Source organism: Runella sp., assembly GCF_027484545.1.
Lineage (GTDB): Bacteria > Bacteroidota > Bacteroidia > Cytophagales > Spirosomataceae > Runella.
This window is the reverse complement of sequence record NZ_JAIXST010000019.1, coordinates 1-11,341: the sequence shown is the minus strand read 5'-3', so window position 1 is coordinate 11,341 and position 11,341 is coordinate 1. Positions and strand designations below refer to the sequence as shown.

General features: G+C 40.4%; 13 protein-coding genes. 8 read left to right on the top strand and 5 right to left on the bottom strand.

From position 1 onward, the window contains the following. The first annotated feature begins 147 nt into the window (after positions 1–147). From Q0081_RS01395 to Q0081_RS01385, 3 genes are all read left to right on the top strand, one after another. The gene (locus tag Q0081_RS01395) at positions 148–597 is read left to right on the top strand and encodes an ISAs1 family transposase (RefSeq protein WP_298348437.1); all 450 of its coding nucleotides are present in this window, start codon (positions 148–150) and stop codon (positions 595–597) included. 243 nt (positions 598–840) lie between these two features. Further along, complete coding sequence (lepB, locus tag Q0081_RS01390; protein ID WP_298348435.1) at positions 841–1,155, top strand: signal peptidase I; 315 nt, start codon at positions 841–843, stop codon at positions 1,153–1,155. A gap of 61 nt (positions 1,156–1,216) precedes the next feature. Further along, positions 1,217–1,783, top strand: coding sequence for a Uma2 family endonuclease (locus tag Q0081_RS01385; RefSeq protein WP_298348433.1), 567 nt, complete (start codon positions 1,217–1,219; stop codon positions 1,781–1,783). A gap of 9 nt (positions 1,784–1,792) precedes the next feature. Here Q0081_RS01385 and Q0081_RS01380 read toward each other — a convergent pair whose 3' ends face one another. Then, positions 1,793–2,347, bottom strand: coding sequence for a DapH/DapD/GlmU-related protein (locus Q0081_RS01380; RefSeq protein ID WP_298348431.1), 555 nt, complete (start codon positions 2,345–2,347; stop codon positions 1,793–1,795). Between the two features lie 56 nt (positions 2,348–2,403). Between Q0081_RS01380 and lhgO the strand changes: the two genes are divergently transcribed. Further along, the gene (lhgO, locus tag Q0081_RS01375) at positions 2,404–3,609 is read left to right on the top strand and encodes an L-2-hydroxyglutarate oxidase (RefSeq protein ID WP_298348429.1); all 1,206 of its coding nucleotides are present in this window, start codon (positions 2,404–2,406) and stop codon (positions 3,607–3,609) included. A 140-nt stretch (positions 3,610–3,749) separates the two neighbouring features. Here lhgO and Q0081_RS01370 read toward each other — a convergent pair whose 3' ends face one another. Together Q0081_RS01370 and Q0081_RS01365 are read right to left on the bottom strand one after the other, a co-directional pair. Beyond that, the gene (locus tag Q0081_RS01370) at positions 3,750–4,595 is read right to left on the bottom strand and encodes an FKBP-type peptidyl-prolyl cis-trans isomerase (protein WP_298348428.1); all 846 of its coding nucleotides are present in this window, start codon (positions 4,593–4,595) and stop codon (positions 3,750–3,752) included. 56 nt (positions 4,596–4,651) lie between these two features. Further along, complete coding sequence (locus tag Q0081_RS01365) at positions 4,652–5,923, bottom strand: pitrilysin family protein (RefSeq protein WP_298348426.1); 1,272 nt, start codon at positions 5,921–5,923, stop codon at positions 4,652–4,654. 114 nt (positions 5,924–6,037) lie between these two features. Here Q0081_RS01365 and Q0081_RS01360 point away from each other — a divergent pair, with 114 nt between their 5' ends. The 3 genes from Q0081_RS01360 to Q0081_RS01350 all read left to right on the top strand — a co-directional run bounded on the left by Q0081_RS01360 (position 6,038) and on the right by Q0081_RS01350 (position 8,789). Next, entirely contained in the window at positions 6,038–6,940 is a 903-nt protein-coding gene (locus Q0081_RS01360) for a hypothetical protein (protein ID WP_298348424.1), read from the top strand. Between the two features lie 62 nt (positions 6,941–7,002). Further along, the gene (locus tag Q0081_RS01355; RefSeq protein ID WP_298348422.1) at positions 7,003–7,584 is read left to right on the top strand and encodes a glutathione peroxidase; all 582 of its coding nucleotides are present in this window, start codon (positions 7,003–7,005) and stop codon (positions 7,582–7,584) included. Positions 7,585–7,841: 257 nt separating this feature from the next. Next, positions 7,842–8,789 carry an N-acetylornithine carbamoyltransferase gene (locus Q0081_RS01350; protein ID WP_298348420.1) on the top strand — a complete coding sequence of 316 codons (948 nt, stop codon included), beginning with the start codon at positions 7,842–7,844 and terminating at the stop codon, positions 8,787–8,789. Between the two features lie 73 nt (positions 8,790–8,862). On the opposite strand, the gene Q0081_RS01345 is transcribed toward Q0081_RS01350, so the two are convergent. Further along, complete coding sequence (locus tag Q0081_RS01345) at positions 8,863–9,606, bottom strand: hypothetical protein (RefSeq protein ID WP_298348418.1); 744 nt, start codon at positions 9,604–9,606, stop codon at positions 8,863–8,865. Continuing rightward, a complete protein-coding gene (locus Q0081_RS01340; protein ID WP_298348416.1) occupies positions 9,597–10,259 on the bottom strand; it encodes a hypothetical protein in 663 nt (220 codons plus the stop codon). The genes Q0081_RS01345 and Q0081_RS01340 overlap by 10 nt, the downstream gene beginning before the upstream one ends. A gap of 119 nt (positions 10,260–10,378) precedes the next feature. Between Q0081_RS01340 and Q0081_RS01335 the strand changes: the two genes are divergently transcribed. Next, positions 10,379–11,032, top strand: coding sequence for a hypothetical protein (locus Q0081_RS01335; protein ID WP_298348415.1), 654 nt, complete (start codon positions 10,379–10,381; stop codon positions 11,030–11,032). Positions 11,033–11,341: the final 309 nt, after the last annotated feature.

Sequence of the window (11,341 nt, the reverse complement as noted above, 5' to 3'; positions counted from 1 at the left end):
TGTCCAAAAAACAGGACTAACCTACTTGATAACAGATTTTAGAAATAAGAAAGTGGGAGAAGCTGAAATCGTAAGGAATTTACTACCTTCTTTAAAGGATAAAGGGGTCATTATTACCTTAGATGCTTTACATACCCAAAAAAAACAGTGGATTCCATAGTTGATTCAGGAAATCATTATGTCTTGCAAGTCAAAAAAAATCAGCTAAAACTCTATGATTATATTGTCAATCATAGAGTTTCCAACCAATCAATTGACATTTACCAAATAAAAGAAAAAGCACATGGAAGACACGCTACTTGGAATGTCAAAGTCTATAATACAGAAGACAAAGTTCTTCAAAAGAAGTGGATGAACTTAAAGCGATTCATTGTCATTGAAAAGAGTGTTTTACAAAAAGGTAAACCTAATACTAAACAGGCAAAAGATGTCTTTATTACTGAAAGTGTTTCATACAGAATAAGTGATGTAACGTGCCTTTCAGCCCGAGAATTTGCCCAAGGAATAAGAGGGCACTGGGGAATTGAAAATCGAACACACTGGGTAAAAGATGTTAACTTTAAAGAAGACAATAATGGTATTAAAAATGATAATTGAGCGATATGGCTCTTTTTAATGCCATATCGCTCAATTATTTACGCCAAAATATTGACGACTCAATTAAGAACGCCCAAATAATATTTGGTCAAAATGTCAAAGAACTCTTTTTAATTATCAGAACTTAACAGCCCTCGTTATAATGAAGGGGTTGTTGAATCGGGGCTTTTCCCCGCTGCTGCCAAACAAAACTCTGAATTTTGGGGACCTATTCAAGTACCCAAAAAGGGATGGACGATTCAATTGGACTCGGCTAACGTAGTCAAATATGCCCACACCATTAAATTCTTCGACCACAATGATCCTGAAAAAGTGGCATTAGTCAAAGGAAAAATCAGTATCGATGGCAAGCAAATCACCAGTTATACCTTCAAACAGGATTATTATTTCATGATGGGTGATAATCGCTATGAGTCGGCGGATTCTCGTTTTTTGGGATTTGTTCCCGAAGACCACATCGTGGGAGAAGCGCTGTTTACGTGGATGTCCATCGACCCAAATCCTAAATCTATTTTCAGCAAAATTCGTTTGAATCGTCTTTTTAGAATCATCGAATAAAACCAAAAGCACCTGTTTCTTTAGCGAAATTTTCTTTAATTTTGAACAAAGCAAAGAAAAGATGCCCACAGAAACCCTTGTATCGGTAGAAGAATATTTCGAGTTATTGCATAAGTCAGACGTAAAACTCGAATACAATGCCGGAGAAATTGTAGCCATGGCAGGTGCACAACCTGCACATAATATTATTGCCAGTAATATCAATTATCGGCTAATGGAATGCCTCTTGAGAAAAGGATGTATTTTATTTAACAGCGACCAACTCATCAAAGTGGAAGGTTGTGAAAAATATACTTTTCCTGATTTGGTCATCGTTTGCGCGAAACCCGTTTATGAAAAATCTCCCCAAGGTCTTGATGCGCTTCTCAACCCCGAAATCATTGTAGAAGTACTTTCAGAATCTACCGAATGGTACGACCGAACTACAAAGTTTGATTGTTACAAAACGATTGATTCATTTAGAGAATATGTGTTGGTTTCGTCGAAAAAGAAGCGAATAGAGGTTCATAAAAAATTGAACGATGCCGAATGGCTGAGTCGAGTTTATACTGACAAAGACGAAACTGTCAGGGTTGATGAATGTGATTTATTGCTCGAAAATATTTACTACGCCGTAGAGTTCGCCTAACAACAAAGCTTATTTAAACCACGGTTGCCAATCCAACCGGTACTTTAAATTACTCTTCCTCTCGCCCACGATTTTGGCGGGGCTACCGGCAACAATAGCCATGGCAGGCACATCCTTGGTGACGATGCTTCCCGCGGCAACGACGGCTCCGCGTCCGATGCGGATGCCGGGCATGATGGTGGCGCGGGAGGCAATCCATACATAATCTTCAATTATTACCTCTTTGCCCCATACGCTGTGATAATCATCGTGTGGGTCGTGGGAAAGCGTCCAAATGTTTACTTCCTGCGCAATGTCCACGTTGTTGCCAATCGTGAGTTTTCCCCCGCGACCGTCCAAAAGTGTGTATTTGTTAATAAAACAGTAATCGCCGATTTCGATATTTTTTCCGTCTCTAAATTCCACATTCATCATCACAAAACCACGATTGCCCAATTTTTGGATTGTCCGTTTAATAAAAAATCGGCGCACGGCGTGAAACGGGATTTGCATGGCCCACTCGCGAAATAAGTAGTCTTTTAATGCAAAAAATGCAGTATATAGTTCGATTAAGGCTTTCTTCATACGTCAAAATTAGCGAGTTTAACCTAACTTTGCAGTACACAAAACGCAAAATAATAGTGGATAAAGTATACGACATCGTAGTTATTGGCGGAGGAATCGTTGGGCTTGCCACGGCTTTAAAAATTCAGGAGAAAAACCCGAAGCTAAAATTGGCGATCATTGAAAAAGAAGCTGAAGTAGCAATGCACCAAACGGGTCATAACAGTGGTGTTATTCACTCCGGATTATACTACAAACCCGGCAGTTTGAAAGCGACAAATTGCATCAAAGGCTATGATATGCTCATTGATTTTGCCGAAAAAGAAGGAATTCCCTACGACCTTTGCGGAAAAATTGTGGTGGCAACGCGCCCCGAACAGATTCCCATTTTAGATGGTCTGTTTGAGCGCGGTAAGCAAAACGGCTTAGGCGGTTTCAAAATGCTCAACTTAGCCCAAATGCGCGAATATGAGCCGCATGTACAGGGAATAAAAGGCTTTTATGTACCGCAAACGGGAATCATTAATTATAAACTGGTATGCGAAAAATACGCTGAAAAAGTGCGTAAAAAAGGCGGAGAGCTGGTTTTGGGACAAAAAGTCATTGAAATCCGTAAAAACGAAAAAAATTCGATTGTCATTACGGAGCAAAATTTTTACGAAACAAAACTCGTCATCAATTGCGCCGGGTTGTATTCCGACAAAGTAGCTCGTTTTACTCAAAAAGAGCCGCTTCATTTGCGAATTGTTCCTTTTCGAGGCGAGTATTACGAAATCAAACCCGAGAAACAATACTTGGTTAAAAACCTGATTTATCCTGTTCCCGACCCTAATTTTCCGTTTTTAGGCGTTCACTTTACCCGAATGATTGGCGGTGGCGTGGAAGCCGGTCCCAATGCCGTATTGGCGTTTCGACGCGAAGGCTACAAAAAAATGGATATTAACGCCAAAGAATTATGGCAAACGCTTACTTGGCCCGGTTTTCAGAAAGTAGCAGCCAAATACTGGCGCGCCGGAATGGGCGAAATGTACCGTTCTTTTTCCAAAGCAGCTTTTACAAAAGCGTTGCAGGAACTCATCCCCGAAATTACCGCCGCTGACCTTATCCCCGGCGGCGCAGGAGTACGCGCTCAAGCCTGCGACCGTGATGGTGGACTTCTGGATGATTTCAGCATCATCGAACGCCCCAACGCCATTAATGTTTGTAATGCGCCTTCTCCGGCGGCCACTTCCTCTCTTTCAATTGGAGAAACGGTGGCAGATTTGGCGTTAAAGCGTTTTTAAGAACCCCACGGCAGCGGCCGACCGTCTATATCCTCCGCACAGACGGCTTGGCCCAGTTAGGGAAAACTTTAGGCATATAAACAAAGCAGCGAAATCGGATTCCTCCAACTTCGCTGCTTTTTATTTAATCAACAACCGAACTACTTCACTATTTCCACTTCAAACAGCAGGGGTGCATACGGACGAATCGCCGTTCCTGAACCCTGTGTTCCATAACCCAACGAAGAAGGGAAAATCAAGGTGGCTTTCTCACCAATTTTCATTTTGCTTACTCCTTCATCAAAGCCTTTAATTACACTTCCTGCCCCTACCCGTACATTAATATCTCCCGCATCAAACTGCTTACCAGACAACAGTTTACCTGTGTATCTTACCAATACAATATCCCCAGTTTTTACTTGGGCATTGGCCGTGGTAAGTGTTTGACAAAAGCGCAAACCCGATGCTGTTTTTTCCGTCAGTGTCAGTTTTTTATCGGTAATGTAATCTTCTATTTGTCGGTCTTCGTTCCGCACTTTCACCAGTTCCAAATCAGCTCTTACCGCCGAGTAAGCCGGAAGTATATCATCTGATTGACTTCCAAACGCCAAATAATGATTCATTAAAAGCATGGTTCTTTCGCCCGTGTACATCATCAAGATAGCCTCGTCCATGCCCGGAATGAGCGCCTGAACTCCAAAAATGTATGAAAAAGGTACATTTTTAGCACGCTCGGTACTGTCAAAACGAACACCGCTCATTTTATACAGAGAGTAGTAAATCGAAACTTCATCGCCTACTTTGGCTTGAATCCCCGTAGGATTTTTGGTCAGGTAATTATAATAAAGCCCCGTTCCACTCTTTTGGAAGGTCATATTGTTGCCTGAGATATAGCTCTGTATCTCTCTTTCATTCTCTGCATACTTAACCTCGGCCTCATTCTCCAGTACCTTTTGACAGGATACTAAACTGAAAGCCGCCAAAACTGCTATTGCTAATTGCTTCATTTGTTTACGTGCCTTCGCACAAGTTATAGTTATTCGTACTGCTTTTATGAAGATTTTCACCCAATAATTACGCGTTGCAAATCTTTCCATTGCCAATACTGCTGCGCAATCATTTGGATATCTTCTGCTGTTACGACGCGTAATCGCTGAATATAGTTGGAATAAAAGTCAACATCTAATCCTTCCAGCACCATCAATCGCACGCGGTCCGCTATTTCAAATGGCGTATTTAGTGACCCTGCAAACTCCCCCGCCAAGTAATTTTTAACCGTTTCAAGCTCATCTTCAGGCACTAATTCCGTTTGCAACAAGGTGATTTCTTTTTGAATTTCGGTTAATGTATCATTCGTAAATTCTTTCTTCACGTCCGTCCCAATCACCCAATATCCATCCTGTCTCATTGGCGCAATACTCGAAGAAATACCGTAGGTAAATCCTTTGTCTTCCCGAATATTCCGCATCAAACGCGAACCGAAATACCCCCCAAACACCTCGTTGGCCACAATCATCCGATAAAAATCAGGATGCTGACGCTTAAACAATTTTCTCCCGATTCGGATGGAAGATTGCACCGCATCTTCTTTGTTTAACAAAAAAGGCTCCGTTTGGGATTCCACCACCGGATTGGTAGTTGGCAAAAGAGGTTCACTCACTACGGATTGTCCCAAAAATTGATTGACGAGCGCAATTTCCTCTTCCCCTACCTGTCCGGATAAGAATACGCGAAAAGGTCGCCCTTTGATGCGCTGATGGTAAAAATTTTGTAAATCAGACGTTAACAGCGCCGTGATTCGCTCTTCTTTCTGAATTCTTCCGTAGGGGTGAGAAGCCCCAAAAAGCCGTTCTTTAAGCGTACTCGAAGCTACATACGCATTTTTTTCAAGGTTGATTCGGAGATTTTGAAGCGTAATATTCCGTAAATCATTGAATTCTTTTTCAGGAAAAGTCGCATCGGTCAGCATTTCCGAGACCATTTCCAATATCGTACTCAAATGTTTGGTCAACCCATAGACCATAATATTGGCCCGGTCGGGACTGTGGCTCAAATCTACAAAAGCACCAATTTGGTCAAAATGATTACTGATTTCGGCCGAAGTATGTTGTTTTGTGCCTTCCGAAAGCATTTTTACCGTAAAAAACGACGCACCGTCGGTTTGCTCATGCCAAGTACCTGCTTCAAACAGTACCTCCAGCCGGACAATGGGTTGCTCACCTACGTTGATGGCGTACAGCGGCTGCCCGTTATCAAGCGTAACTGTTTGCGGTGTCGGAAAATTGACGGTTTGTATTGTACGAAAATCAGGCGGGATAGTTCTATCTAATTGCATTAGTGTCAGGTTCTGATTGAAAAAGCAAAATTACGGACTGTTTTGGTTAGATAAACGTTTTTATTTAAATCGCATTCCCAACCTGTTCTTAACCCTGCAACTTTCGACCCAACTATGCTCAATTTTATCCTCGCGGTTCTTTTTACGGTCTCTTTGTACCTGATTATGCGGGCTTTTCCCAAATACAAAGTCAATCCCCTGCACGCCGTTATTTTCAATTATTATACCTGCGTAGGCATGGGATTGGCATTCATACCCGACCGTACTTCTTATTTCAATGCCGATTGGACATCCACGCCCACCTTACTTACCCTGGCCTTAGGAATTATGTTTGTCATTGTATTTGTGCTGATTGGCCTTACGACGACCAAAGTGGGGGTGACGGTGGCCTCTTTGGCGGGTAATATGTCGTTGGTGATTCCTGTGCTGTTTGGTTTGTTCGTTTTCAAAAACAATAACAAAGACTTTACTTTTTGGAATTATGCAGGCTTGGTCATGGCGCTTGCCGCACTGGCATTAAGTACGATAAAAAATGAAAGCGATAAAAGTGTTGCCAAATCCGGCTGGATATTGTTTTTACCCGTTTTGATGTTTGTGGGAAGCGGCACTAACAATACCCTCATCAACTATATCAGCGCCACTTTTTATCGCCCCGACCAATCGGCACTTTTTACGGCTATTGCCTGCACCGGTGCTATTTTGGTCGGTACTTCTTTTCTGATTTTTAAAATGGTGTTTGCCAAAGAAAAAGTAAGCGGGCGCAGTATTCTGGGCGGATTGGTTCTCGGCTTCCCTAATTTTTTATCTTTTTACTTTTTAATTGGTGCCCTGAGCGATTTTGGCAACAGCGCCGCTTTTGTTTTCCCGATATACAACGTACTGAGTATGCTTACTTCGGCGTTGTTTGCATGGGTATTATTCAAAGAAACGCTCCAATCGTTGAACAAGCTTGGATTGGCCTTGGCCGTACTAGCTATTTTCCTGATTTCGTATCAGGAGATTTTAGCGGCTTTTTGAAACATTATGTAGGTATATCGTGTTTAAATTTCATTAATTGCAGAAAAAAAATACTACTCACTATGGCAACCATCAAATCCATGCTCCTCATGCTTTTATCACTCATTACCGGAATCTTTGCGGATAAAAAAGAAGTCAGTGTCAATACCGAAAATACCAAACCTTTGGCCTCGGTGTACGAATACAAAATGAAAGCGTTGGAGGGAAATCAGGAAATCTCTTTGAGCAAATACAAAGGCAAAAAAATTGTCCTTCTCAACGTGGCCTCTGCCTGCGGTTATACGCCTCAGTACGCCGATTGGCAGAAATTCCACGAACAATACGGCGACAAAGTAGTGGTATTAGGCTTTCCAGCCAACAACTTTGGTTCACAGGAGTCAGGCTCCAATACCGAAATCGCCAGTTTCTGCAAAAAGAACTACGGCGTTACGTTCCAAATGTTTTCAAAAATTGACGTAGTCGGCGAAAACCAACATCCGCTTTACAAATGGCTGTCTGACAAATCAATGAATGGCTGGAATGACAAAGTGCCTACTTGGAATTTCTGCAAATACGTAGTGGACGAAAACGGCAAACTCACTCATTTCTTTGCCTCTAAAATCAAACCTACCGACGACGAATTTAAAAAAGCAGTGGGTATTTAACAGTTATCAGTCAACAGTTGGCAGTCAACAGTTCATTTTTCCGATAACTATCGGAGTTATCATAGGCAGAGAGGTGGCTGTCTATAACTTTTAGTAAAATCATATTTTCAACAATAGGGGTTTTTTAAAGTTAAAATAACTTTAAAAAACCCCTATTTATTTGTTATTACTTTAAAATAGGTGGGTATTAAAACAATTTTGCAATTTTGTTTTTCATTTTTATCACTGCTTCGGCACTCCACCTACTTTTTTTGACAATGCAACATTTTCTTTCTGTTTACGACGCCCCCGACATTGACGCCCTTGTTCAGGAAGGACTTCAACACAAACAAAACCCTTTTGCGTTTGAACACTTGGGTAAACACAAAACCATTGGCTTACTGTTTTTCAACCAAAGTCTTCGGACGCGCCTGAGTACGCAGCGCGCCGCCCAAAACTTAGGCATGAACACGATGGTCATGAACGTGGGACAGGATAGTTGGGGATTGGAATTGGAAGAAGGGGTAGTGATGGACGGCAACAATGCCGAACACGTGAAAGAAGCCGCCGCCGTCATGGGTAAATACTGCGATATTTTGGCCGTTCGGGCGTTTGCCGGTTTGCAGGACCGCGCCAAAGACTACGCCGAAATCACCATGAATCAGTTCAAAAAATACGCAGGCGTTCCCATCATCAATTTGGAATCTGCCACGCGCCACCCGCTGCAATCGTTGGCCGACTGCATTACGATTGAAGAATACAAAACCAAAGCCCGCCCCAAAGTCGTCTTGACGTGGGCACCTCATTTTAAAGCCTTACCCCAAGCCGTGGCCAATTCATTTTGTGAGTGGATGCTTCGTCGCGATGTGGAGTTTGTGGTGACGCATCCCGAAGGCTACGAACTTTCTCCCGATTACGTAGGCAACGCCAAAGTGATTTATAATCAGGACGAAGCCTTTGAAGGGGCTGATTTTATATACGCCAAAAACTGGTCATCTTTCCAACACTACGGCCAAGTACTTACCAAAGACCCGTCGTGGATGATAACGCAGCAAAAAATGGAGTTGACCAACAACGGCAAATTCATGCACTGCCTGCCCGTACGCCGCAACATGAAAGTGACCGACGAAGTACTCGACGGCCCCCATTCCATCGTCGTAGAACAAGCCGGCAACCGGATGTGGTCCGCACAGGCGGTCTTGAAGCGTATTTTGGAAAATAGCTGATACGAACGCACGTTATTGTCAATGATTTTTTCTCTTCAAATGTGAATACTTGAGAGGGTGGCTAATTCAGCATTCATACTACCTTTATTTTTTCTCGAATAGCTGAATTTAAAACGTATTTGACCATTCTCTTATCCAATTCTAATGTTATAAGTTCAATAACATCCTTTACCTCATACATTTGGTATAGCTTCAGATTAAGTGCTTTTAAAAACTCATTTCTAAGTTTACGCTGGTTGTCAAGTGTTTTGTACGATAAATTCAAAATGTCATTGATTTCATCTGTTGTAAGGCCTGATTCACTTGTTATTAAAATATTCAAAACCTTTTTTTCATCGTCTCCCCAATTCAAAACCAGAGATTCTGATTGTCTCTTTGAAAGCCAACTTTTTCGGAAGAAGAAAATAAGAGTTCCAATCAACAAGGCTACAATAAAGAAGTAATCGCCATAGGTCTCGTTAGTATGATTATATAGTTTTCCAACAAAAATTGCCTTTTGTTTCATTTTTTCAATAGAGACAATTTTTGTAAGATACCCCTTAGAAGGAACTGAGTTATAAATTTTACAGTACAGGGTGTCTCCAATAACATAGTCCTTAGCAAAATCTTTTTCACGGTTTGCCGGAATTGCCTCAAAGATAACTTCACTGTCTTTCCAAATATAAATTTCATTTTTAACGGGGTCGATAATAAGCACTTTCCCATCCCGATTTCTATCTTCAAAATTTCTAAAAATAAAATATTTCCCATTCCAGTAAAAGTTTTTAGTATGGTCGAGTGCTATTCCTTTAAGAACATTGTTCTCAATCAAGCCCAAGCGTTCCCAAGCGTTTTTTTGAAGCTGTAAGCATAAAAATAGGCATCATAATGATGTTTACCTTCGTTTTCAGATGGGCTTATAGAGACATTTAAGCCTGAATAAAAAATATCTTCTTCTTTATTGTAGCCTCCCAATCCCGAACTAATGGATTTAGGTGCGTCATTAGCAGCAGTTAGGGCAAGCCACTCTTTGGTTACTTTTTGATAATAGGTCATTAAATTATTGCTACGAGACATACCATATCCTCCAAACGAATATATTTCTCCCTTCCTAATAAACCTGACACTAAAGCAATTATATCCCCGATAAAAGGTATCATCAATACGTTCTAAAAGCATTCTTTCAAAATCAAATTGATATACTTGTTGTGTACAGTCTGCCAATAAATAGCGGATATATTTTTGGTCTGCTTGTAAACAAACAAAACGCAAAGGAGTAGAAAGGTCATATTCATTTACACCAATCATCTTGATAGTACCTGCCTTTTGCCAAAGAATGGGGTTTACTCCCTCTTTTTCTTGTTCGAGTAATTGAGTTTGGGTATCAATACGATAAACTTTTTTGTATGTTTCATCCAGCCATTTTATTTCAGCAGCATGAAGATTGAAGAGTAAAAAAAAACATAGATAGACACTTAAAAGCTTTCGCATACTTTGAGAGTAAAGAAAATACTGGTTGAAAAGCACAAAATACCTGTGAATAACTGTTATCACGCAAATTTTATTGAAAAAGGTAATTTCTTAAACAATCTTTGGGGAAAAATAGAATAATGCCTATACAACACCCTTGGTTAGAAAATTACCCTATTCCTCAAAATGCCCAAAGGCTAATTTTAGGAACACATCCACCCATGCCATATACAGCACCTTTGAGGTTTTATTATGGTAATATGTTTGAATTTTGGCGATTGTTGTCGCAAATCTACCCTAACGAAGTCTTCTTTGTTAATGAAAGACCTGACCTCACCTCTATTATTCAATTTTTAGAAAAGTATGGATTTGGCATCACTGATATGGTTTATGAAACTGATGGCTCTCCTTTTAATATAGATAACAGAATGGGAGTTACAAGTTTAAATCCACATCTAAGTGAATGGCTTGAAAATAGTCAAGTAAAAGATATATATATCACCAGTTTTTCAGGAAGCAACGGAGTATTAGCCTTATTTAAAAGGTGGTTGAGAGATAATTATGAAATTATACTGCCTCCTATTAGTGAATGGAATGAAAATGCTTATTGCCATTTTACAATCAAATCAAGAAAATTTAAATTAATCAAGCTTTATTCCCCATCTCCAACAGCAAGAAGGGGACTTCCACGTTCTGAGGCGTATCTCCAATGGTTAAATGAAATCCCAGCAGGAACAGTTGATGCTTTTAGAATTGACTGGTACAGAAAATACTTCCCTTTCCCAATTCTTTAAATTTTTATAAAATGAAATCCTGTATGAAAAATTTATATACAACGCTAATTCTGTTAGTATCCTCGTTTCAGATTCTTGCACAGATTTTTACTCCATCAAGCTCTACAATTTCAGCAGATGGAATCGTCTTAGCCAGATTTACCAATTTTCAGAGAGATGCAATTACCTTACCTTTAAAAGGTCTATTGGTTTTCAGGTACTGGATTAGTGAGTTATGTTAAGTATCTTTGTTGAATGGACATAGATTTTGAAAAATATAAAGGCTTACACTACTGTGACAATGCAAATTGTAAGTTTTACGAAAAAATA

Bases quoted from the DNA above. Each gene is read 5' to 3' on its own strand.
- Q0081_RS01350 (WP_298348420.1), top strand. From the start codon at position 7,842: ATGCAACATTTTCTTTCTGTTTACGACGCCCCCGACATTGACGCCCTT.
- Q0081_RS01360 (WP_298348424.1), top strand. From the start codon at position 6,038: ATGCTCAATTTTATCCTCGCGGTTCTTTTTACGGTCTCTTTGTACCTG.
- Q0081_RS01380 (WP_298348431.1), bottom strand. From the start codon at position 2,347: ATGAAGAAAGCCTTAATCGAACTATATACTGCATTTTTTGCATTAAAA.
- Q0081_RS01355 (WP_298348422.1), top strand. From the start codon at position 7,003: ATGGCAACCATCAAATCCATGCTCCTCATGCTTTTATCACTCATTACC.
- Q0081_RS01335 (WP_298348415.1), top strand. From the start codon at position 10,379: ATGCCTATACAACACCCTTGGTTAGAAAATTACCCTATTCCTCAAAAT.
- Q0081_RS01385 (WP_298348433.1), top strand. From the start codon at position 1,217: ATGCCCACAGAAACCCTTGTATCGGTAGAAGAATATTTCGAGTTATTG.
- Q0081_RS01370 (WP_298348428.1), bottom strand. From the start codon at position 4,595: ATGAAGCAATTAGCAATAGCAGTTTTGGCGGCTTTCAGTTTAGTATCC.
- Q0081_RS01365 (WP_298348426.1), bottom strand. From the start codon at position 5,923: ATGCAATTAGATAGAACTATCCCGCCTGATTTTCGTACAATACAAACC.
- Q0081_RS01340 (WP_298348416.1), bottom strand. From the start codon at position 10,259: ATGCGAAAGCTTTTAAGTGTCTATCTATGTTTTTTTTTACTCTTCAAT.